General features: G+C 66.4%; 15 protein-coding genes and 2 pseudogenes. 7 read left to right on the forward strand and 10 right to left on the reverse strand.

Features of this window, described 5'->3' with window-relative positions:
• Nucleotide 1: 1 nt before the first annotated feature.
• The 6 genes and pseudogenes from tatB to P0Y43_RS25135 all read left to right on the forward strand — a co-directional run bounded on the left by tatB (nucleotide 2) and on the right by P0Y43_RS25135 (nucleotide 6005).
• Complete coding sequence (gene tatB, locus P0Y43_RS25115; RefSeq protein ID WP_275639948.1) at nucleotides 2-373, forward strand: Sec-independent protein translocase protein TatB; 372 nt, start codon at nucleotides 2-4, stop codon at nucleotides 371-373.
• Nucleotides 370-1161 carry a twin-arginine translocase subunit TatC gene (gene tatC, locus P0Y43_RS25120; protein ID WP_275639949.1) on the forward strand — a complete coding sequence of 264 codons (792 nt, stop codon included), beginning with the start codon at nucleotides 370-372 and terminating at the stop codon, nucleotides 1159-1161. The genes tatB and tatC overlap by 4 nt, the downstream gene beginning before the upstream one ends.
• Nucleotides 1158-1865, forward strand: a complete 708-nt coding sequence (locus tag P0Y43_RS25125) for a 16S rRNA (uracil(1498)-N(3))-methyltransferase (RefSeq protein ID WP_275639950.1) — start codon at nucleotides 1158-1160, stop codon at nucleotides 1863-1865. The genes tatC and P0Y43_RS25125 overlap by 4 nt, the downstream gene beginning before the upstream one ends.
• 99 nt (nucleotides 1866-1964) lie before the next feature.
• Nucleotides 1965-3023: pseudogene (locus P0Y43_RS27210) on the forward strand (methyl-accepting chemotaxis protein); the annotation flags it as partial.
• Nucleotides 3018-3881, forward strand: coding sequence for a methyl-accepting chemotaxis protein (locus P0Y43_RS27215; protein ID WP_430540288.1), 864 nt, complete (start codon nucleotides 3018-3020; stop codon nucleotides 3879-3881). The pseudogene P0Y43_RS27210 and the gene P0Y43_RS27215, both read left to right, overlap by 6 nt.
• Nucleotides 3882-4061: 180 nt before the next feature.
• Nucleotides 4062-6005, forward strand: a complete 1944-nt coding sequence (locus P0Y43_RS25135) for a methyl-accepting chemotaxis protein (RefSeq protein ID WP_275639952.1) — start codon at nucleotides 4062-4064, stop codon at nucleotides 6003-6005.
• Nucleotides 6006-6109: 104 nt separating this feature from the next.
• Here P0Y43_RS25135 and P0Y43_RS25140 read toward each other — a convergent pair whose 3' ends face one another.
• The 7 genes from P0Y43_RS25140 to pip form a co-directional block, all read right to left on the reverse strand.
• Nucleotides 6110-6844, reverse strand: a complete 735-nt coding sequence (locus tag P0Y43_RS25140; protein ID WP_275640225.1) for an amino acid ABC transporter ATP-binding protein — start codon at nucleotides 6842-6844, stop codon at nucleotides 6110-6112.
• Complete coding sequence (locus tag P0Y43_RS25145; protein ID WP_275639953.1) at nucleotides 6837-7799, reverse strand: amino acid ABC transporter permease; 963 nt, start codon at nucleotides 7797-7799, stop codon at nucleotides 6837-6839. The genes P0Y43_RS25140 and P0Y43_RS25145 overlap by 8 nt, the downstream gene beginning before the upstream one ends.
• Nucleotides 7800-7946: 147 nt before the next feature.
• A complete protein-coding gene (locus tag P0Y43_RS25150; protein ID WP_275640226.1) occupies nucleotides 7947-8744 on the reverse strand; it encodes a transporter substrate-binding domain-containing protein in 798 nt (265 codons plus the stop codon).
• Between the two features lie 241 nt (nucleotides 8745-8985).
• Nucleotides 8986-11559, reverse strand: a complete 2574-nt coding sequence (gene mdoH, locus P0Y43_RS25155; RefSeq protein ID WP_275639954.1) for a glucans biosynthesis glucosyltransferase MdoH — start codon at nucleotides 11557-11559, stop codon at nucleotides 8986-8988.
• A complete protein-coding gene (locus P0Y43_RS25160) occupies nucleotides 11552-13300 on the reverse strand; it encodes a glucan biosynthesis protein G (RefSeq protein WP_275639955.1) in 1749 nt (582 codons plus the stop codon). Before P0Y43_RS25160 ends, mdoH begins: the two co-directional genes overlap by 8 nt.
• A gap of 262 nt (nucleotides 13301-13562) precedes the next feature.
• Nucleotides 13563-14000: a D-aminoacyl-tRNA deacylase gene (dtd, locus tag P0Y43_RS25165; protein WP_275639956.1), complete on the reverse strand. Its 438-nt coding sequence runs from the start codon at nucleotides 13998-14000 to the stop codon at nucleotides 13563-13565.
• Nucleotides 13997-14968 carry a prolyl aminopeptidase gene (gene pip, locus P0Y43_RS25170; RefSeq protein WP_275639957.1) on the reverse strand — a complete coding sequence of 324 codons (972 nt, stop codon included), beginning with the start codon at nucleotides 14966-14968 and terminating at the stop codon, nucleotides 13997-13999. The genes dtd and pip overlap by 4 nt, the downstream gene beginning before the upstream one ends.
• Nucleotides 14969-15136: 168 nt before the next feature.
• Between pip and P0Y43_RS25175 the strand changes: the two genes are divergently transcribed.
• On the forward strand, nucleotides 15137-20698 hold the full coding sequence (locus P0Y43_RS25175) for a dermonecrotic toxin domain-containing protein (RefSeq protein WP_275639958.1): 5562 nt from the start codon (nucleotides 15137-15139) through the stop codon (nucleotides 20696-20698).
• A gap of 102 nt (nucleotides 20699-20800) precedes the next feature.
• On the opposite strand, the gene hutG is transcribed toward P0Y43_RS25175, so the two are convergent.
• The 3 genes and pseudogenes from hutG to proY all read right to left on the reverse strand — a co-directional run.
• Complete coding sequence (gene hutG / locus P0Y43_RS25180; RefSeq protein WP_275639959.1) at nucleotides 20801-21604, reverse strand: N-formylglutamate deformylase; 804 nt, start codon at nucleotides 21602-21604, stop codon at nucleotides 20801-20803.
• Between the two features lie 10 nt (nucleotides 21605-21614).
• Nucleotides 21615-22820, reverse strand: a complete 1206-nt coding sequence (gene hutI / locus P0Y43_RS25185; RefSeq protein WP_275639960.1) for an imidazolonepropionase — start codon at nucleotides 22818-22820, stop codon at nucleotides 21615-21617.
• A gap of 15 nt (nucleotides 22821-22835) precedes the next feature.
• Nucleotides 22836-23084: pseudogene (gene proY / locus P0Y43_RS25190) on the reverse strand (proline-specific permease ProY); the annotation flags it as partial.
• Nucleotides 23085-23281: the final 197 nt, after the last annotated feature.

Consider the following 23281-nt stretch of genomic DNA (forward strand, 5'->3'; position numbering starts at 1 on the left):
CATGTTCGGCATCAGCTTCAGCGAGCTGCTGCTCGTCGGCCTGGTCGCCCTGCTGGTGCTCGGCCCCGAGCGCCTGCCGGGCGCTGCGCGCACCGCGGGCCTGTGGATCGGCCGGCTCAAGCGCAGCTTCAACAGCATCAAGATGGAAGTCGAGCGCGAAATCGGTGCCGACGACATCCGCCGCCAGTTGCACAACGAGCACATCCTGCAGATGGAAGAGGAGGCCCGCCGCATCCTCAACCCGCAGGCCCAGCCGAGCACGCCGCCGGCCGCCAGCGAAGCAACGGCCAACGCCGCACCGCAGGTGCCCGCCGCCGACGCCACGCCCGTGCCCCCTACCCCTGAGCCAAGCCAGCCGCCCCGAACCCCATGAGCGAAACCCCGGAACAAGACCAGCCAATGCCGCTGGTCGCGCACCTGACCGAGCTGCGTACCCGCCTGCTGCGCTGTGTCGCCGCCATCTTCCTGATCTTCGCCGGGCTGTTCTCCTTCGCCCAGCAGATCTACACCCTGGTGTCGGCGCCACTGCGCGCCCACCTGCCGGCCAACGCGACGATGATCGCCACCGATGTGGCCTCGCCGTTCCTCACGCCGTTCAAGCTGACCATGATCGTCTCGCTGTTCCTGGCGATCCCGTTCATTCTCCAGCAGGTCTGGGGCTTCATCGCCCCGGGGCTGTACCGCCATGAAAAGCGCATCGCCATCCCGCTGCTGGTGTCGAGCATCATCCTGTTCTACGCCGGCATGGCCTTCGCCTATTTCCTGGTATTCCCGCTGATCTTCGGTTTCTTCGCCAGCGCCACGCCCGAGGGCGTGTCGATGATGACCGACATCGCCAGCTACCTGGACTTCGTCATGACCCTGTTCTTCGCCTTCGGGGTCGCCTTCGAGATCCCGGTGGCGGTGGTATTGCTGGTGTGGATCGGCGTGGTCGACGTGGCCTACCTGCGCAAGATCCGCCCCTACGTGATCATCGGCTGCTTTGTCGTCGGCATGATCCTCACCCCACCGGACATCTTCTCGCAGACCCTGCTGGCGGTGCCGATGTGGCTGCTGTTCGAGATCGGCGTGCTGTTCGGCGGCCTGGTGCGCAAGCGCAGCCAAACGCGCAACGAAGCCGATGGCGACCCTGACGACCAACCGCCAGCGACCCAACCGTGAACCTGCTGTTGCTCGAAGAAGCCGACTTCATCTCGGCCGACCGCGTAGTGCTGGCCGACCGGCGCTTCACCCACATGCAGGAGATCCACCGCGTGGCGGTGGGCGACAGCCTGCGCGTGGGGCGCATCGGCGGGCTGATGGGCAAGGCCACGGTGCTGCGCCTGGCAGGCCACGAAGCCGAGCTTGAGGTCAGCTTCGACCAGCCGCCGCCGGCCAAGCTGCCACTGACCCTGGTGCTTGCCGTCCCCCGGCCGAAGATGTTGCGCCGGTTGTTCCAGACCGTCGCCACCCTGGGTGTGCCGCGGTTGATTCTGGTCAACAGCTACAAGGTCGAGAAAAGCTTCTGGCAGACGCCGTTCCTGCAACCGCAGGCCATTCGCGACAACCTCATCCTCGGCCTGGAACAGGCCCGCGACACGGTGCTGCCCGAGGTCATCATCGAGAAGCGCTTCAAACCGTTCGTCGAAGACCGCCTGCCGGCCATCGCCGCCGGCACCCTCGGCCTGGTCGGCCACCCCGGCCCCTACCCCGCCTGCCCACGTGGCGTCGAGGACGCGGTGACCCTGGCGATCGGCCCGGAAGGCGGCTGGATCCCCTACGAAGTGGAGCTGCTGGGCCAGGCCGGGCTGCAACCGGTGCAATTGGGCGAGCGCATCCTGCGCGTGGAGACCGCCGTGACGGCGCTGTTGTCCCGGCTGTTCTGAGCGCCGAAGTCACACCCCTGAGGTCAAGTTCCCCGGGGCGCGGCCGATGTATTGTCCAGAGAACAATAACCAGCGCTGCCGCTCACCAGGGAGTTCACCATGTACCGTCAAGCCGCTCGAACATTGGGCAACATCAGCGTCAACAGCAAACTTGGGCTTGGCTTCGGGCTGGTACTGCTATTGACCCTGGGCATCACCCTCACCGGCTGGCAGGGGCTGGACGCGGTGACCAGCCGCGGCGACAAGCTGGGCAACATCTCGCTGATCTACCAGAGCACCCAGGAGCTGCGCATCGCCCGCCAGCAGTACCAGCGCAACCGCGACGACGCCGCCGTGGGCGAGATGGAAAAGGCCCTTGGCAGCCTCGACCGGCGTTTGCAGCGCATGGTCAACGAGATCGAAGAGCCGGCCGACGTGCAGCGCCTGCAAAAGCAGCAGGACGCCCTGCGCCAGTACCAGGAGGCGTTCGCCAGCATGCGCCAGGCCGCGCAACGCCGCGAAGCCGCGCGCGCCACCCTGGGCAGCAGCGCCGACAAGGCCGCCGAACTGCTCGGGCAGGTCGAACAGCGCGTGCTGCAATCGGGTGAGATCAACCACTACCACGCCACCGTCGAAGTCGGCGTGCTGCTGCAACAGGCACGCTTCCAGGTACGGGGCTACACCTACAGCGACAAGGCCGAGTTCAAGCAAACCGCGCTGGATGCCATCGACAAGGCCCTGGCCCTGCTCAAGGCACTGCCGACCAAACTGCCGCCGGAATACGCCGCCGCGCTGAACGACGCCGCCGAGGCCATGGCCGGCTACCGCGATGCCGTCAACCAGTTCAGCGAAGCGCAAACCACCACCGAGCAGGCCTTGCAGAACATGGTCCAGCTGGGCCAGGTATTGATGCAGGCGAGCCAGGAACTGACCTACTCGCAGACCAACATCCGCGACCAGGGCACCCGCCAGGCCAAATCGACCCTTGGGATCGCCACCGGCCTGGCCCTGGTGCTGGGCCTGCTTGCCGCCTGGGTCATCACTCGGCAGATCGTCGTGCCCCTGCGCCAGACGCTCAGCGCCGCCGAGCGCGTGGCCAGCGGCGACCTGAGCCAGGACCTGCAAGTCGAACGCCGCGACGAGCTGGGCCAGTTGCAAGCCAGCATGCAGCGCATGACCCTGGGCCTGCGCGAGCTGATCGGCGGCATCGGCGACGGCGTGACGCAGATCGCCAGCGCCGCCGAGCAGCTGTCGGCGGTCACCGAACAGACCAGCGCCGGGGTGAACAACCAGAAAGTCGAGACCGACCAGGTCGCCACCGCCATCAACCAAATGGCCGCCACCGTGCATGAGGTCGCACGCAACGCGGAACAGGCCTCCGAGGCGGCGCTGATGGCCGACCAGCAGGCCCGCGAGGGTGATCGGGTCGTGGGCGAGGCCATCGCGCAGATCGAGCGCCTGGCTGGCGAGGTGATGAACTCCAGCGAAGCGATGAGCCAGCTCAAGGCCGAAAGCGACAAGATCGGCAGCGTGCTGGATGTGATCAAGTCGGTGGCCCAGCAGACCAATCTGCTGGCGCTCAACGCCGCCATCGAGGCCGCGCGCGCCGGCGAGGCCGGGCGTGGCTTCGCAGTGGTGGCCGACGAGGTGCGCAGCCTGGCCCAGCGCACCCAGCAGTCGACCGAGGAAATCGAAGAGCTGATCGCCAGCCTGCAAAGCGGCACCCAGCGCGTGGCCAGCGTGATGGACAGCAGCCGCGAGCTGACCGACAGCAGCGTCGAACTGACCCGCCGCGCGGGCGGCTCGCTGGAGACCATCACCCGCACCGTGTCGTCGATCCAGGCCATGAACCAGCAGATCGCGACCGCCGCCGAAGAGCAGACCGCCGTGGCCGAGGAAATCAACCGCAGCGTGATGAACGTGCGGGACATCTCCGACCAGACCTCCGCCGCCAGTGAAGAGACCGCCAGCTCCAGCATCGAGCTGGCGCGGCTGGGCACGCACTTGCAGGGGCTGGTGGGGCGCTTCCGCCTGTAGTGGGCTTGCCCCTATCACGGGGCAAGCCGGCTTCCACGAGGACTGTGCCGAAACATCAAATAGCGACGTTTCCTACGCAATTCTCAGGTCGAGTCCTACGCACTCTCTGCCGATGAGCAAAGGGCTGGGCGATAGCAAACCACTATCACCCAGCCCTTCTCAATTGGACGGAGAATCGCCATGTTCGGCTACCTCAACCACAAGCTTGGCAACCTGAGCGTCAGGCTCAAGCTCGCCCTGGGCTTCGCCGTGGTCCTGCTTCTCACCCTGGCAACCACCCTCAGCGGCTGGCGCGCCCTGGACGGCGCCATCATCCGCTCGGAACAGCTCAGCGAAATCACCGAGATCAATGACCTGACCAAGGACCTGCGCGCCGAGCGCATCACCTTCCGCGTGCTCGCCGACGACACCAGCAAGGCCCGCATCGCGCGCATCCTCGATCAGCTGGACAGCAAGCTCACCTTGCTCACGCAACGCAGCCGCGTCGACGAGGCCCGCCAGTTGCTCACCCGAAAGCTTGAACAGCTGCAGCGCCTGCGCGAGGACTTCGTCGAACTGCAACGCGCCACCGGCACACGCATCACCCTGCGCGAGGCCATGCAAGCCAAGGTGCAAACCCTGGAAACGGTGATCGACGACCTGCAGACCCAAGCTTTGCTCAAGATGCCCGGCGACAGCCAGGACAACGCGGCGCTTGGCATGATGGACACGCTCACCCGCCACGTCGACAGCGCCAATCAGCAAAGCCTGGTTCCCGCCTACACCTTCTCGCCCCTGGACAGCTTCGCCAAGGTCGGCGATACCGCCCTGAATGCTGCGGACGGCAGCCTTGAGCAGTTGTTGAAAGCCTTGTCGCCGCTGGGCCTTCCACGTGCCCTGAGCGAGCGCCCCAGAACCGAACTGGCGCAATACCGCGCCAGCCTCGACCAGTACCGGCGAGCCGCGATCCGTGTCGAACAGCTGCACAACGACATGGAGGCGATCGGCGACGACCTGAGCCAGGCCAGCCTGACGCTGGCCGAGCAGAAGGTCGCCCAGCGCGACCACGAGGCAACGGCAGCGCGCTCGGTGATCACCAGCGTGGCCCTGCTGGCCCTGGGGCTCGGGGTGCTGGCCGCCTGGCTGATCACCCTGCAGATCACCCAGCCGCTGCGCCAAGCCCTGGCCCAGGCGGCGCGCATCGCCCGTGGCGACCTCAGCCAGGTGGAGCCGGCCACGCGCCGCGACGAGATGGGCCAGTTGCAGAACAGCATGCGCGACATGACCTTGAGCCTGCGCGAGCTGATCGGTGGCATCGACCGCAGTGTCAGCCACCTGTCCATCGCGGCTTCGCAACTGGCGACCAGCAGCGAAGACACCAAGGACCGCATCAACCAGCAGCGCGAGGAAACCGACCAGGTCGCCACGGCGATGAACCAGATGAGCGCCACGGTTCAGGAAGTGGCGCAGAACGCCGAGCACGCTTCGCTCGCCGCCACCGACGCCGACCACCAGGCGCAGATGGGCGACCAGGTGGTGAACGAGGCCATCGCGCAGATCGAGCAACTGGCCGGACAGATGAACCGCTGCCTGGCGTCCATGCAGCACCTGGCGGGGGAAAGCCAGCGTATCGGCAGCATCCTCGACGTGATCAAGTCGGTATCCGAGCAAACCAACCTGCTGGCCCTCAACGCCGCCATCGAGGCGGCGCGGGCCGGCGAAGCCGGGCGCGGTTTCGCCGTGGTCGCCGACGAGGTGCGCGGGCTGGCGCAGCGCACGCAGCAGTCGACCGAGGAAATCGAGCAGTTGATCGACAGCCTGCACAGCGGCACCGACGAGGTCACCGGGCTGCTCGACAGCAGCAAGCGCCTGACCGAACAGAGCGTCGAACTGAGCCGCCGGGCGGGCGATGCGCTGGGGCAGATCACCCGCACGGTCTCGACCATCCAGGGCATGAACCAGCAGATCGCCACGGCCAGCGAGGAGCAGAGCGTGGTGGCCGAGCAGATCAACCGCAGCGTGATCAATGTGCGCGTGGTTTCGGACCAGACCAGCACGGCCAGCGAAGAGACCGCGGCGTCCAGTGGGGAACTGGAGCAGTTGGGCCAGGAGTTGCGCGGGATGCTGGGGCGGTTCAGCCTTTGATGGCCCTATCGCGGGGCAAGCCCGCCCTACAGGTAAGGCGCCGCCCTGGAAATCGGCGGTGTGCCTGCAGAAACGGGCTTGCCCCGCGATGAGCCCAGCGCCGCTTACAGCACCTGGCGCAGGAACGCCTGGGCGCGCGGGTCCTTGGGCGAGGCGAAGAACGCCTCGGGCGGCGAATCCTCCAGCAGCTTGCCGTGATCGAAGAACAGCACCCGGTCGGCCACTTCCCGGGCAAAGCCCATCTCGTGGGTCACGCAGACCATGGTCATGCCTTCCTGGGCCAGGGTCTTCATCACGTCCAGCACCTCGCCGACCATTTCCGGGTCGAGCGCCGAGGTCGGCTCGTCGAACAGCATCACCTTCGGGTCCATCGCCAGTGCCCGGGCGATGGCCACCCGCTGCTGCTGGCCACCCGACAGGCGCGAGGGGTATTCATTGGCCTTCTGGCCGATGCCGACCTTCTCCAGCAACGCCCGCGCCTTGGCCTCGCGCTCGGCCTTGTTGCGCTTGCGCACCACCTTCTGCGCCAGGCACAGGTTCTCCAGCACGGTCATGTGCGGGAACAGGTTGAAGTGCTGGAACACCATGCCGACTTCGCGGCGGTAGGCGTTGATGTCGGTCTTGGGGTCTTCCAGGCGCAGGCCGTCGATGGCCACGTGGCCTTCGTCGAAGTGCTCCAGGCCGTTGAGGCAACGCAGGAAGGTCGACTTGCCCGAGCCCGAAGGGCCGAGCACAACCACCACCTCGCCCTTGGCCACCTGGGTGGACACGTTGTCCACCGCACGCACCACCTGGCCCCGGGTGTCGAAGACTTTCAGCAGTTCACGAACTTCAATCACTTTGCGCAAGCCTCCGCTCGAGCCGACTGGCGATGTGCGACAGCGGCAGGTTGATCAGCAGGTACAGGCCTGCCACGCAGAACCAGATCTCGAAGGTCGAGAACGAGGTGGTGATGGCCTCGCGACCGCTCTTGGTCAGCTCGGTGATGGCGATCACCGACACCAGCGAGGTGTCCTTGACCAGGCTGATGAACTGCCCGGCCAGCGGCGGCAGCACGCGCTTGAACGCCTGCGGCAGGATCACGTGGCGCATCGACTGGGCGCCGTTCAGGCCCAGCGAGCGCGCCGCCTCGTTCTGCCCCTTGGCGATCGACTGCACGCCAGCGCGGACGATCTCGGCCACGTAGGCGCCGGTGAACAGCGCCAGCGCCGCAACGCCTGCGAACTCGCGGGACAGGTTGAGCACGGTGCCGATGAAGAAGTAGAAGATGAAGATCTGCACCAGCAGCGGTGTGCCGCGCACCAACTCGACGTACACCGTGGACAAGTCGCGCAGGGTCGGGTTGTTCGACAGCCGGCACAGCCCGGCGAACAGGCCGATCAACAAACCCAGGGCGCCGGACACCAAGGAGATCCACAAGGTGGTCCACAGGCCCCAGGCCAGCGGGCCGGCGGCCCAGTAGCGGGTGACGCCGATGGCGTCGCCCTCGGCAACGTCGTCGCCGCGGCTCAGTTGCAGGCTGTCCTTGGCCACGTCCAGCACCTGCTGGTCGCCGCCTTCGTCCTTGAGGGTGACGCGCGCGCTGTCGCCGGAGACGACGATGTCCTCGACCGTGCCGTAGCCGGCCGCCCGCTGCACGTCCTCTGCCTTGTAGGCGAAGTACTGCGGCACGCGGTTCCAGCGCCACTCGTAGGAGATCATCGAGGTGGCCAGGTACAGGCTGAACGCCAGGCCCACCAAGACCAGCGCGGTCAGCGCGTGCCAGGGCCACAGGGCTTTCTTGTGTTTGATCACGTGGGTGCTTCCGTAAATGCGAACGCGCAGGGGTTGCCTGGAGGTCAGTCAGTCAGGGGGGCCAGTACGGACAACCCACCTCTTCGACCAACCACCCAAGGCGCCACCTGCGCGTCGGGGTTGGGGCCTGGGCTTGTGGCCTGGGCCTTATTCCATGTCCTTCAGCCAGTCCTTGTTCTTGAACCACTTGTCGTGGATACGATCGTAGGTCCCGTCATGCTTGATCTGGTGCAGGAAGTTGTTGATGAAGTTGAGGCTGTCGTAGTCACCTTTCTTCAGGCCGAAGGCCAGCGGCTCGAAGGTGAAGGGCTCTTCCAGGAACAACAGCTTGCCGGCGCCGGCCTTCTCCACCGCCACCACGTTGTACGGCCCGTCGTAGACGAAGGCATCGGCCTTGCCGTTGACCACGTCCATCACCCCTTCCTGCTCGTTGTCGTAGCCGTGGTACTTGGCCTTGCCGATCAGCTTCTTGGCGACCATTTCGCCCGTGGTGCCCAGCTTGGAAGTGATGCGGTACTTCTCGTTGTTCAGGTCCTTGTACGACTTGATCTCACCCGCCAGTTCCTTGCGGATCAACAGGGTCTGGCCAACGACGATGAAGGGTTCGCTGAAGTTCAGGCGCAGGTTGCGTTCCTGGGTCAGGGTCATGCCGCTGCCGATCATGTCGAACTTGTCGGTCAACAGCGCCGGGATGATGCCGTCGTAGGCGGTGGAGACGGTTTCCAGCTTGACGCCCATGGACTTGGCCATGGCCTTGAGGATGTCCACCTCGAAGCCGACGATCTCGCCGCGCTTGTTGGTCATCTCGAACGGCATGTAGGTCGGGTCCATGCCCACACGCAGCGTGCCGCGCTTGACCGCATCGTCGATGGCGCCCGCCTGGGCGGCCGAGACCGCGACCAGCGCGGTAACGCCGAGCAGCATGCGCGACAGGTATTTCTTCATCATCACCAGGTCCCCTAGCAAGAAGTACGCAGAATTTTATTGTCTCGGCACGATCGTACCGATCGGTGCGTTATGTCGGGTGGGATGCTAACGCATGCGCGGCCTTGGACCTAGAGCCGGGGGGGACTTTGTTGGCCAAAAATCGGTGCTTTGGCCACTGCAACGCAATCGCGGGGCAAGCCTGCTCCTACAGGGGGTGTGAGACCCTTGCAGGAGCGGGCTTGCCCCGCGATGCGGTGGATCAGGCGCCCACGAGGGCTGGCTGAGCCTCATTCTCCGGGTGCAGCGGCAGCAGTGGCGAATGCGGATCGCTGGCGATGGAGTTGCGCCATACCTTGATCCACGCCTCGTGCTCCTCGGCCCACACCTGCTCGTGCAGGCGCGACAGCGCTACCGGGTCGCTCAGCAGCGCCAGGCGGGTGTTGCCGTCCAGGCCCTTGGGCCCGACTTCCAGAGCCTTGGCGATACGCTCGGCGCGCAGCGCCTCGATCGCCTGGGCCTGGCCGTGGCGGGCGGTGCCCATGGCGCAGGCCAGGGCGTTCTGGCGTGGGTCGACCACGGCACGGACGAAACCGTCCTTCAGGGCATGCCAGCGGTTCTCGTGGGTGTACTGGTCGGTGGCCAGCAGTTCGTGCGGTGTGGCGTATTCCTCAGGGATGAGGAACAGCTTCTCGTCCTTGGCCCGCAGCCCCAGGCGCACACGGCTGGAGATCACCGACACCGGGATCGACAGCACCAGCGAACCGACGATCGGCGCCAGCCACCACAGGAAGCTCGGGTTCAACCACGCCACCAGTGCCGCCCAGGCGATGCCCAGCAGGGTCTGCGGGCCGTGGCGGCGCACCGCCTCGCTCCACGGGGTGGAGTCGTCGTCACGCTGCGGCGAGTTCCAGGTCGCGGCCCAGCCGAGGAACGCGGCCAGCACGAAACGGGTGTGGAAGATCATCCGCACCGGCGCCAGCAGCATGGAGAACAGCATCTCCAGCAGCATCGACACGGTGACCTTGATACGCCCACCGAACTCGGTCGCGCCCTTGGCCCAGATCAGGATGACGCTGAGCAGCTTGGGCAGGAACAGCAGCACGATGGTGGTGGAGAACAGCGCGATGGCCTTCTCCGGGTGCCACTGCGGCCACAGCGGGTAGAGCTGGAACGGCTCGATGAAGTACTGCGGCTCCATCAGCGTGTTGGTCGCCAGCAGCGCGGTGGACAGCACCAGGAACAGGAACCACAACGGCGCCGACAGGTACGACATCACCCCGGTGAGAAACACCGCGCGGTGCACCGGATGCATGCCCTTGACCAGGAACAGGCGGAAGTTCATCAGGTTGCCGTGGCACCAGCGGCGGTCGCGTTTGAGCTCGTCGAGCAGGTTCGGCGGCAACTCCTCGTAGCTGCCCGGCAGGTCGTAGGCGATCCACACGCCCCAGCCGGCACGGCGCATCAGCGCGGCTTCGACGAAGTCGTGAGACAGGATCGCACCGGCGAAGGCGCCCTTGCCCGGCAACGGCGCCAAGGCGCAGTGCTCGATGAACGGCTTCATGCGAATGATCGCGTTATGGCCCCAGTAGTGCGACTCGCCCAACTGCCAGAAGTGCAGGCCGGCGGTGAACAGCGGGCCGTACACGCGGGTGGCGAACTGCTGCAGGCGGGCGTAGAGGGTGTCCATGCCCGAGGCCTTCGGCCCGGTCTGGATGATCCCGGCGTCCGGGTTGGCCTCCATCAGGCGCACCAGGCTGGTCAGGCACTCGCCACTCATGACGCTGTCGGCGTCGAGCACCACCATGTACTTGTAGTCGCCACCCCAGCGACGGCAGAAGTCGTCGAGGTTGCCACTCTTGCGCTTCACCCGGCGACGGCGGCGGCGGTAGAAGATGCGCCCGAAGCCCTTGGCCTCGCGGCATACCTCCAGCCAGGCCTGCTGCTCGGCGACGGCGATGTCGGTGTCGTTGGTGTCGCTGAGCACGAAGAAGTCGAAACGGTCCAGGTCACCGGTGGCGGCGACCGACTCGAAGGTCGCGCGCAGGCCGGCGAAGACCCGTGGCACGTCCTCGTTGCAGATCGGCATGACGATGGCGGTGCGCGCATCGGCGGCGATCGGCTCGTTGCCGGCACTGCTGCCGGAGATCTTGTACTTGTCGCGCCCGGTGAGCAGCTCGAGGAAGCCCATCAGCGCGGTCCAGAAGCCCGCCGACACCCAGCAGAAGAGGATGCCGAAGAGGATCAGGATGGACGTCTGCAGGGCATACGGCCAAACCTGCACGACGGTTTCCAGGAACGGCTGGCTGACGATTTCGTCGAAGTCGACGAACGACCAGCCCTGGTAAGGCAGGATGCCTTTCATGTACCAGCCGGCGATCGCCGTCTGGCCGAGCATCAGCAACAGCAGGATATAGCGGCGCAGCGAGCCGACCCGGCGCCAGCGCGCGGGCGGCAGCTCGCGCTTGGGCGGCTGCGGCGCGTTGGTGCGGCCGGTCATGCGCCGCCACATGCGCACCAGGATATTGGTGCGCCATGGCTCGGGCAGGACCTTGGTGCGCTTGATCGGCGGGGCGATCTTCAGGCACAGCCGACCGCCGCCATCGACGCCGAGCATCTCGGCGTCTTCCAGTTCGGCGGCGCTGCCGACGGTCAGGCGGGAGCCCACCGAGGCCTGCACGGCCTCGCTGGGGGTGGCGGCCGGGTGGGCCGCCAGACGTTGGTGCAGCTCGCTGAACGAGGCGCAGCTGGCGAGTTCCGCACGCTGCTCATCGCTCAGGGGGAGGTGGGCCAGGTATTCGCCAAGCGATTCCGGCCTTGCGCTTGAGTTACTCATCGGCAGGCAACTGATAGCTCCAGGTTTCGGTCAGCACCTTCTCGGTGCTGGCCGGGGCCCCGTTGGTGGGTGCCGCGTCGGCGGCGGGTTGCTCGGCAGGCTGCTCGGCCTTGGCGGCCTTGGCGTGCTCTGCCTTGGCGTGCTTGGCGGCGGCCTTGTCCTGCTTGGTGTCCTTGGCCGGGGCGGCTTCCTTCGGCGCTTCCACCGGCACGTCACGCACCAGCGCGGCGCGCATTTCGGTGGCTTTCTTCGGATCCTGCACCTTCAGCCGCAGGGTCAGGCGCCAGCCCTTGATCTCAGGGTTATAGCGCAGGTTGTTCTCGACCACCTCGGCATTTTCGCCAACGCTGATCTGGCTGCGTACCGCGGTGTCTTCCGGCAGCGCGGCCAGGGCCGGGCCGTGGAAGTCGACCAGGAAGGCGACGCTGCCATCCGGCTGGCGGATCAGGTTGGACTGCTTGACGTCACCGGTCGAACGCAGGGTCTGCTTGACCCAGCCCAGGTCCGGGGCCTGGAACTTCGGCTCGTCGATGGTCCAGTGCAGGCGGTAGTCGTATTCGAACGGTTTGCCGGGCTCCGGCAGTTTTTCCGGGCTCCAGAAGGCAACGATGTTGTCGTTGGTCTCGTCGGCGGTCGGGATCTCGACCAGGTCGACAGTGCCCTTGCCCCAGTCGCCCTTCGGCTCGATCCAGGTGCTCGGACGCTTCTGGTAGTTGTCGTCGAGGTCTTCGTAGTCGCTGAAGGCGCGCTGGCGCTGCATCAGGCCGAAACCACGCGGGTTCTCGACGCTGAAGTTGCTCACGGCCAGGTGTTTCGGGTTGTTCAGCGGGCGCCACAACCATTCGCCGTTGCCGGCGTGGATGGAAAGGCCTTCGGAGTCGTGCAGGGCCGGGCGGTAGTTCATCACCCGCGACGGCTGGTTGGGGCCGAACAGGTACATGCTGGTCAGCGGCGCGATGCCCAGGCGGCTGACGTGGTCACGCAGGAACACGCGGGACTTGACGTCGACGATGGTGTCGTTGCCCGGGCGCACGGTCAACTTGTAGGCGCCGGTGGAGCGCGGCGAATCCAGCAGGGCGTAGATCACCAGGTGCTTGTCGGCCGGCTTGGGCTTCTCGACCCAGAACTCGGTGAAACGCGGGAACTCTTCGCCCGACGGCAACGCGGTGTCGATCGCCAGGCCACGGGCCGACAGGCCGTAGGCATGGCCCTTGCCGACCACGCGGAAGTAGCTGGCGCCGAGCAGGGTCATGATCTCGTCCTGCTTGTCGGCCTTGTTGATCGGGTAGAGCACGCGGAAGCCGGCGTAGCCCAGGTTCTTGGTGGCGTCCGGGTCGTGCGGCACGTCACCGAACTCGAAGCGGCTCGGGTCGTACTTGATTTCCTCGACCTTGTTGGCGGTGACCTCGTTGATCTTCACCGGCGTGTCGAAGTGCATGCCCTGGTGATAGAAGGACAGCTTGAACGGGGTCTTGTCCGACGCCCACTCGGCTTTTTCCTGGAGGAAGCGGATCTTCTGATAGTCCGCGTATTTCATGTCGCGGAACACCGGTGGCAGGTTGCTCTTCGGTGCTTCGTATTTCTGGCCGGCCAGATCCTTTGCCTTGGCTGCAACATCGTCAAGATTGAATGCCCACAGCTGGCCGGCGCTCATCAGGCCAACCAGCGCTGCGCCTGCCAACAAGGCCGAGCGCAGCCGATTGCCGGGAATTCTTGGTGCATTACAGGGACTTACAATCACGAGCAACCCTCGCCGAAAACAGATCATGAAACCAACGGCCAGCGACCAATGCCGGGTTGGCGAGCACTGTTCGGACCCCGTAAGGGCCTAATGATTCCCCAAACGGATCCAGACAATGCTCAAGTCGGAGTAAAACGAACCTGCGAACGCAGGCCCACGCAGCGCGCGATTATCCAGCAGGCCGCGTTACAACGCATCAGGCTGAACAAACTATTTATCGTACAAAACCCCTTGTTTCCTACAAACAAGGGGTTTTTTGACCTCACATTTGTAACATAAATGTTACGGGGCCATCATTGACCAGATGCACCTGCATATCTGCCCCGAAGCGGCCACTGGCCACTATCGGGTGCTGGCTCCGTGCCTGTTCTAAAAGATAGTCGAAAAGCTCCGCGCCGAGGGCCGGTGGCGCGGCGGTCGAGAAGCTCGGGCGCATGCCATTGCGCGTGTCCGCCGCCAGGGTGAACTGCGACACCAGCAGCAGGCCGCCGCCGGTGTCCTTGAGCGAACGGTTCATCTTGCCCTGCTCGTCGCTGAACACTCGGTAGTTCAGCAGCTTGTGCAACAGCTTATCGGCAAGCGCCGGCGTATCTTCAGGCTCCACGGCCACCAATACCAGTAGTCCCTGATCGATGGCGCCGATCACCTCCCCTTGCACTTCCACCCGCGCGCAGCGTACCCGTTGCAGCAGGCCCTTCATGCTTCTTCCAGCGGCAAGTCAAGCAAACGCCGGGCCATCTGGTCGGCGGCGCGCACCAGGGCATCGGTGATGCCAGGTTCGGAGGCCGCGTGGCCCGCATCGCGGATCACCTTCAGCTCGCTGTTCGGCCAGGCCTGGTGCAGTTCCCAGGCGTTGTCCAACGGGCAGATCACGTCGTAGCGACCATGCACGATCACCGCCGGCAGGTGGGCGATCTTCGGCATGTCGCGGATCAGTTGGTCCGGTTCGAGGAAGGCATTGTTCATGAAATAGTGGCATTCGATTCGGGCGATCGACAATGCGCGCTGCGGCTCGGAGAAGCGGTCGACCACCAGCGGGTTGGGGCGCAGGGTCGCGGTGCGGCCTTCCCAGGTGGACCAGGCCTTGGCCGCGTGCATCTGGGCGATCTGGTCGTTGCCGGTCAGGCGCTTGTGGAAGGCCTTGACCAGGTCGCCGCGCTCCTCGGCGGGAATCGGCGCCAGGTAGTCCTGCCAGTAGTCGGGGAACAGGCGGCTGGCGCCTTCCTGGTAGAACCAGTGGATCTCCTGCGGGCGGCACAGGAAGATGCCGCGCAGGATCAGGCCATGGACCCGCTCGGGGTGGGTCTGGGCGTAGGCCAGGGCCAGGGTCGAGCCCCAGGAGCCGCCGAACAGCACCCACTTGTCGATCCCCAGGTGCTCGCGGATACGCTCCAGGTCCTCGATCAGGTGCCAGGTCGTGTTGTTCTCCAGGCTCGCATGGGGCGTGGAGCGGCCACAGCCGCGCTGGTCGAAGGTGATGATGCGGTACAGGTTCGGGTCGAAATAGCAGCGGCTCTGGGCATCGCAGCCCGAGCCCGGGCCACCGTGGATGAACACCACCGGCAGACCCTCGGGCGAACCACTTTCATCGACATACAGCACATGCGGCGCTTGCACGGCCAGATCGTGCCGGGCGTAGGGTTTGATCTGCGGGTACAGGGTCTGCATTGCGCACTCCGTGTGAGGATTTTATCTGCCGTTGGGCATCATAAACCTGAATCGTGCTTTGAGCATGCCCTCTCGCCATGCAACGCGGCAGCGTCACACATAACTACCTCAGGATGGCCTGGGCCGACGCCCACACTGCCGAGCCCACTTCACCCACAGGGCTTCGGCATGACCCTTTCCAGCGCAAACACCCTCGACGATACCCGCATCCATTACGCGACGATCGAACGCCATACACCCCATTGGCTCAAGACGGCTTCGGCCGCCACGCTGCAAGCAGCGCGCGACGCCCAGGGCCGTGCGCCCGCCTGGTTCGAGAAGGCTTGCCTGGCGCACCCCTCGGTGGCCAGCGCCCTGGCCGAGGCGCATGCCGAGCACCGCGCGAACGAAGCCCGCGTCAGGGCACTGTTCGAGCCCCTGCCCGACCTGGAGACGTTCGCTACCCGGCAACTCAGTGCAGGCATCAAGGCGCGCTTCGGGCTGGAGCTGGACGTCGCCAACACCTACCTGGTCGACGCCAGGCTGATCGACACGCAACGGACCCCCGATGCTCGACACGCCGTCGACCAGGCGACCCGCTCGCTGCTGCACTGCGCCTTGCACAACTTCGATGCCGACTCGGCCACAGCGGGCGGCATGGATGCGCCGCAAGCGCCACTGAAGAAGTCGGTGGTGCTCGATCACCGGCGCTTCATGGGCAGCGTGCCGTTGCCCAACACCCTGGATATCTCCCCTGACGCCTTCGCCGGGCTGTGTCGCAGCCTGGACATCGGCGGCACGTACCATGCCTTGCTGCATGCCATCTACTTCCCCCGCACCGAACCCGACCAAGAGCCCCATGCGGTGGACGAAGCGGTGTACGCAACGCTCGCCCGGGCCGAGGCGTCGGCCTTCCGGCAAAGCCTGCACCTGGCCCTCCTCAAGGGCGACATCGGCCAGGCCCTGTACGAGGCCGCGCTTGCCACCTCGCTCGACGCGCCCCTCGGCTCGTCCGATGACGCCATTGGCTTCAGCACCCTGAGTTTGTGGGGCGCCGAGCTCTTCGGCCTCACGCTGCTGCACCTGCCGGCAGGCCAGGTCGCCCTGTACAAACCTGACGACGGCGAAACCCCACTGAAGGAATATCCATCGTTCGACGCGCTGAAACAGGCGCTGCGCGACACGCTGCTGGCCAACCGCGCCTACCTGGACAACTGCCTGGCGGAACGGGACAAAGCGGTGGTGCTAACCAAACTGGAAGACCGCCTGGCACCCTTCGCCTGGAGCAGCCGCGGCCTGTGGGAGCGAGTACCGGCCCCTTCGGCCAGCCTGGAGCCCATCCCACATGCCTTCAAAGATTCGCTGCTCGGGGGCCTGGTGATGCGCAAGGTCGACCGCCACGAGCGGGATGCGCTGTTCCACGCCGTGCCGACCCAGGTGGTCGACCGCCGCTCGGCTGCGCAACACCGCGCCGACGTCGCCGCCAAGGTGCTGACCGCGCTGAACATCGCCGGCTTCTTCGTGCCCGGACTGGGTGAGGCGATGCTCGCGGTGTGTATCGCACAGCTGGGCTACGAGGTCTACGAAGGTATCGAGAGCTGGGCCGAAGACGACAAGGCGCAAGCCCACCGCTACCTGATGGACGTGGTGGAGAACATCGCCACCCTGACGGCCTGGGCGGCGGCGGGCTATGTACTGAAGGCCGGTGTGGGCGCGGTTCTGGAAGGCAACCCGCAGGCGCCGGTGCGTGAAATCCCGACGGTCGAAACGCCCTCCTTCATCGAAGCACTCGAAGAGGTCGAACTGCCCGATGGCCAACGGCGGTTGTGGCAGCCCGACCTCGCCGGGTTCGCCCACGATACGCCCCTGCCCGCCGACCTGGTGCCGGACGCCACGGGCGTCTATACCCACGAAGGCAAGCGCTGGCTGGTGCTGGACGACAAGGTCTATGCCATCAAGCACGATCCGGCCGCTGATCGGTACCGGCTGGCGCATCCGACCAAGCCACTGAGCTACGAGCCGCCGCTACGACACAATGGCGCCGGCGCCTGGCTGCACCCGCTCGACCGCCCCCTGACCTGGCAGGGCGCAGCGCTGTTCCGGCGCCTTGGCCCCCTCGGCGCGGCGCTCGACGAAGTCACCGCGCGGCGCCTCCTGCAGGTCAGCGGGGTCGATGAAGCGGTGCTGCGCCGCGCGCTGAGCGAAAACCAGCGCATGCCGGCGATCCTGGAAGACACACTGCAGCGTTTCAGGCTGGACCAGGAAGTCGCCCAAGCGTTGCCGCAAGCGCCGGCTGTGGCGCGACAGCTTGAATTCGACCAACGCTACCGGCCACTCAGCGCAGGCCAGGCAAGCGATGCCGGGGTGCTCCAGCGGGTATACCCGCAGATGCCCGCGTCCATCACCGATGAGCTGCTGCGCAATGCCACGCCCGACGAGTTGCAGGCACTGACCGCCGGCAAGGTCCCGCGCCGCCTGGCCGAGGAGAGCCGCGCCTACCAGCAGCAGGTGCGCCTGACCCGGGCCTTCGAGGGCTTGTACCTGGACGCGGTGCGCAACACCGACACCGACCGGCTGGTGCTGAACACCCTCGAACAGCTGGAGGGCTGGCCCGCCGATACCGTGATCGAACTGCAACAGCGCATCCACTCGCCGGGTGAGACCTACAGGTGCGGCCCGGCACAGGCCCCGGCAGACGCGACCCTGATCAGTTCAGCAGCCGGCTATCGGGTGTTGGGCGACGATGCGCAAGCCCCGCTGACGCTCCACGACAGCCTCTACGCCGCGTTGGCCGAGGTGCTCCCCGCGCCGGTGCGCGCGACGCTCGGCGACAGCGATGCCGCCCTGGCGCTCAGGCGCCGGGTCCAGCAAGCAGCACCCTGCTCACGCGCGACGTTGCGAAGCCTGCTGCAGATGCAACCGGTGCGCCCCGGCTATCGCTCGCCGATGCGCCTGGCCGACGGTCGCCTGGGCTACCCGCTAGGGGGCGCGGGCGCAACGGGGAGTAACTTCACCCGCCACGCCCTGCTGCGCATGATCAGGACACTCGACCTGCCCGGCCACACCGCGCGCTCCGCCGAGCAGATCTTGACCGGCCTGGAGAACAGCGGCATGAACCGCGCCGATATCCAGGGCCGGCTACAGCAGTTGCTGGAGCAGCGCGATACCCTGCAAAGCCGTCTCGACGATTGGCGCGCGTCGATCGCGCCAGAGGGGCCCCAGGCCCTCGAAGCGCTCGACGCCTTGCACGCCACGCTCACACGGCACTGGCATGCCAACGCCCTGCCCGGCCTGGATGAGCAACGGTCGCCGCTGCAGCTTGACCAGGTGGACCTGAGCACCTTCCCGCCTGACCTTCCCGAGTTCTTCGGCGCACAGGTCAGGCACCTGCGCCTGATCGCGCCAGGGTTCGGCAATGCCGCGAGCTGGGTGCAATACGAGCGGCAGTTGCTCAACCTGTTCCGCCAGTTTCCCGAACTGCGCACCCTGGAAGTGAGCCGTCCGTACGACCCTGCCAACGCGCCATCAGCGTTTCTGTTCGCCGTCGGCACCCTCGCCACGCACTTCCCGCACCTCGAATCCCTGAGCCTCACCAACCAGAACCTCGCCTTGTCGGGCCGCGACATCGAAAGCCTGTCGCAGCTGGCGCACCTGCGGTGGCTGGACCTCAGCGGCAACCGGCTGTCGCAGCGCTACCAGGCCGCGTTCGCCGAACTGTCGCTGGACTACCTGGGGCTCGAGCGCATGGGGCTGGATCAATGGCCCCAAGGCCTGGGCCTGAATGCCTTGTCGCGAATCCGCGAAGTCTCGCTGCGCGACAACGCGGTCCGCACGCTGCCCGGCTTCCTGCTGAGCGAAGAGCGCGACGCGGCGCCTTCGACGGTGATCTCGCTGCAGGGCAACGACATCCTCGAAGAGCACCTGCTGCGCCTGTTGCTCAACGACGAAAGCGTGCCCAGCCGGTTCAGCGTGGACCTGCCCGAGGCGCTCGACGTCCGGCTGCGCCATCACCTCCAGCAACGCCAGGCATTGCGCGACGCCGTCGACCACTGGGCGAACGCCTCCAGTTCAACGGCGCCCCTGAGCCAGGCCGCGGTGATCGCGCGCACCCGTATCGGCACCACCCTCAACACGTTCTGGCGCAACCAGGAACTGGGCATGAGCCAAACGGTCCTGCGCCTGGAGAACATGGCGCTGGAGGACTTCCCGCCACAGTTGCCGACGTTTTTCCACGAGCGGGTGCGCAACCTGTCGTTGGCCAGGACAAGCGGCTCCACCCAGCGATTGCAAGCCTTCCTCCAGCGTTTTCCCGCCGTGCAGAGCCTTACCCTCGTCGAACACGCCCCGGCGGACCAGGCACTGCCCACGGTGCTGCTGCAGCTGCCCAGGCTCACCCACCTCTCGTTGCGCGACATGGGCCTGGTGGTGGACGAGGGCATGCTCGGTGTCTTCGCCCAGCTACCCGACCTGGTCATGCTGGAGCTGGCCGGCAACCGCCTGGGCGACATCGCCCAGGCCCCCGAGGCGCTGCGCACGCTGCGCCGGCTCGACCTGAACAACATGGGCATACGGCAGTGGCCGGCCTGGGTCGACAGCCTGTTGCCGCTGGACCTGCTGGACCTCAGCGAGAACCAGCTCACCGAACTGCCCCCGTACATCCTCAGCAACCTCGACAACGACTTCCCGATCTCGTCGATCTCGCTGTACGACAACCCGCTGAGCCACGACACGATGTTCCGTGCCCGCACCTCTTCGGACAGCCAGCGCAGCTATACCTTCGCGATGAACCTCCCGGAAGACCTGCTGTTGCTGACCTCTTCGGACGATGAACTGAACGGCGGTCACCTGCACAACCCCATTCTCCCCGCCGCCGGCGATGAGCCCCAGCTCGACGACTGGCTGCGCGGCTCGCCCGCCGAGAACGAAGCCCTGCGCGACGCCTGGCAGGGGCTGCAGCAGGCCGGCGACGCAGGCAACCTGCTGTCGCTGGTGGGTCGGCTGCGGCAAGCCGCGCCCTACCGCAACGGCCAGACGCGCCCGGCCTTCTGCCAGCGCGTGCGCAAGGTGCTGGTCATCGCCGTTGCCCAAACGCAGGAGCGCAGCCTCTTCAACGCGATCGCCGAAGAGGCCCTGGTGCAACCCGATACTGGCAACCAGACCTGCCACGACGGGGCTTTGCTGGTGTTCCAGAGCATCGAGCTGCTGATCGACAACCGCCGCCTGCTGAGCGAGCACGCAGACTCCGAAGGCACGCTCTACCAGGAGCTGCGACGCCTGTACCGGCTGCACAGGCTGGATGAGATCGCGCGCGAAAACGCCAGGGGCAGGGACGAGGCAGAAGTGCGCCTGGCCTATCGGCGCGGTCTGAACCAGGAGCTGGCACTGGGCGTGCCGGACGACGGGATGCTGTACCAGGCCTTCGCCGATGTCAGCCACAACGAACTGGCATTGGCCATGGACCGGGTGCAACGCGAAGAGCGAGGGGAAGGCTTTCTCGACTACGCCACCAGCAACCAGGCCTGGGGTCGCTACCTGCGCCATGCCTATGCCGAGCGCTTCAGTGCCTTGGAGCAGGCGTACCAGGCGCAAGTGAACGCCCTTCCCGAGCGGCACCCGGATCGTCCGATCGAGGCGCTGGCCGATGAGTTCAAGGCCCTGGAGGAGGAAAAACTCGCCCAGGAGCGGCGTCTTATCCAGGAGCTGACGATCGTGGCCAACCCAGACAGCTCGCCCCTGCGCGAAGGGCGCTAAGCGCGCAAGCGAGGCAAGCCCGCGCTCACCGACACCGCTTCGCCGTCATGGCCGGCGTGCTGTCTGTGAGCGCGGGCTTGCACCGCGACAAGGCCGGCGCGATCAGCGCCCGTAGCGCTCACGCCCCCAGGCCAGCAGCGTCTCCAGCAGGCGCCGCAGCACCACCTGGGTCGGTTGGGCCAGGTCCTCGCGGTAGGCGAACGGCTCCACCTCTTGCATGTAGGTGCTCTGCGCCAGCTCCAGTTGCACCGCGTGAATGTGCTGGGCCGGGTTGCCGTAGTGACGGGTGATGTGCCCGCCCTTGAAGCGCCCGTTGAGGACATGGCTGTAGGCCGGTGCCTCGGCGCACACGCCTTCGAGACGCGCGGCCAGTTCCGGGTCGCAGCTTGCGCCATTGAAGGTGCCGAGGTTGAAGTCCGGCAGCTTGCCCTCGAACAGGTGGGGGATCAGCGAGCGGATCGAGTGAGCGTCCCACAGCAGGGCATAACCGAACTGCTCACGCAGGCGCTCCAACTCGCTGCGGATCGTGCCGTGGTACGGCCGCCAGACCTGCTCCAGGTAGGTCGCGCGCTCCTCGGCGCTCGGCGCCTGGCCTTCGTTGAACAGCGGTTCACCCTCGAACAGCGTGGCCGGGTACAGGCCGGTGGTGGCGCCGGCGTACAGCGGCTTGTCGTCGTCCGGGCGGTTGAGGTCGATGACGAAACGCGAATACTCCGCCGCCACCACGCTGGCGCCCAGCTCACGGGCGAAGTCGTACAGGCGCGGGATGTGCCAGTCGGTGTCCGGCAGGCTTTGCGCGGCATCGACCAGCCCGGCCTTGACCGCCGGGGTCAGGCCGAGGCCGGCGTGGGGCATGCTGATCAGCAGCGGCAGCGTGCCTTGGTGAAAACTCAATACCTTGTCCATGACGCCTCGCTCAGTTGGATATCTCGTGGCCCAGGCGCACCACGCGCTTGGGCAGGTCGCCGCCGAGCCAGTAGGCCAGGTCGGCGGGGCGCTCGATCTGCCAGGCGATGAAGTCGGCGACCTTGCCAATTTCCAGCGAGCCGTGGCTGTCGCCCAGGCCCAGCGCCGTGGCCGCGTGCACGGTGACACCGGCCAGGGCTTCTTCCGGGGTCATGCGGAACAAGGTGCAGCCCATGTTCAGCATCAGGCGCAGCGACAGCACCGGCGAGGTGCCGGGGTTGAGGTCGCTGGACAGGGCGATCTTCACGCCGTGCCGGCGCAAGGCGTCCATCGGCGGCAGCTGGGTCTCGCGCAGGAAGTAGAAGGCGCCAGGCAGCAACACTGCGACGGTGCCGGCCTGGGCCATCGCGATGGCGTCTTCCTCGGTCATGAATTCCAGGTGGTCGGCCGACAGCGCCTGGTAGCGCGCCGCCAGGCTCGAGCCGTGCAACGACGACAACTGCTCGGCATGCAGCTTCACCGGCAGGCCCAGCTCATGGGCCTTGATGAACACCCGCTCGACCTGGGCCGGGGAGAATGCCAAGTGCTCGCAGAAGGCATCCACCGCGTCCACCAAGCCTTCCTCGGCCAGGGCCGGGAGCATCTCGTCGCAGATGTGGCTGATGTAGTCGTCGGCGCGCCCGGCGAACTCCGGCGGCAACGCGTGGGCGGCCAGGCAAGTGGCGCGCACGGTCAGCGGCAGCTCGTCGGCCAGGCGTCGGGCCACGCGCAGCATCTTGCGCTCGTTGGCCAGGTCCAGGCCGTAGCCGGACTTGATCTCCAACGTAGTGACGCCGTCGCGCATCAGCGCCTGCACGCGCTGGCGGGCGCTGGCCAGCAGTTCATCCTCGCTGGCCGCGCGGGTGGCGCGCACGGTGCTGGCGATGCCGCCGCCTTGCGCGGCGATCTCGGCATAGCTCACGCCTTCCAGGCGCTGCTCGAACTCACCGCTGCGGTTGCCGCCGAACACCGCGTGGGTGTGGCAGTCGATCAGCCCTGGGGTGACCCAGGCGCCGCCCAGGTCGACCGTGCGCGCGGCGTCGACGCTCGGCAGGTCGGCCTGTGGCCCGATCCATTCGATCAGCCCGGCATTGGTGACGATCGCCGCATCCTCGATGATCGAATAGCTGCCCTGGGCCATGCTGGCCACGTGGCAGTGCTGCCAGAGGGTTCTCATACACATCTCCACAAGTCAGCGGTGCGGCTCGGCCCGCCTGGCCTCGCCCTGCCCGCCGCGTGGTTTGCGCCACAGCAGGTAGGACAGCACCAGGAACACCACCCACGCCACACCGACCAGCAGCGCCGCCTGGGTGTCGGGGAAGTAACCGAGCACACCGAAAATGAACAACATGAACACGATGGCCAGCGCCGGCCCATAGGGCCAGAACGGCACGGGAAACTGCAGGGCGGCCGCCTGCTCGCGGCTCATGCGCCGGCGCAGGTACTGGCCGAACGAACCGGCCGCCGGGTTGTGCACGGCCATTCCGCCATCTGGATCGCCGACGCCAAGCCATAGAACAGCCCGGCGCCGATGGGCGCCCCAGGGCCATGAAGCGTATATGGCGGGCGCTGAGCCCGCGGTCGAGGCCCTGTGCTGGTTGCATGATTCGTCCTTCATTGTCGTTCTCGAAGGCCTCA

Origin of the sequence: Pseudomonas entomophila (assembly GCF_029193575.1) — a bacterium.
GTDB classification, from domain to species: Bacteria; Pseudomonadota; Gammaproteobacteria; order Pseudomonadales; family Pseudomonadaceae; genus Aquipseudomonas; species Aquipseudomonas entomophila_G.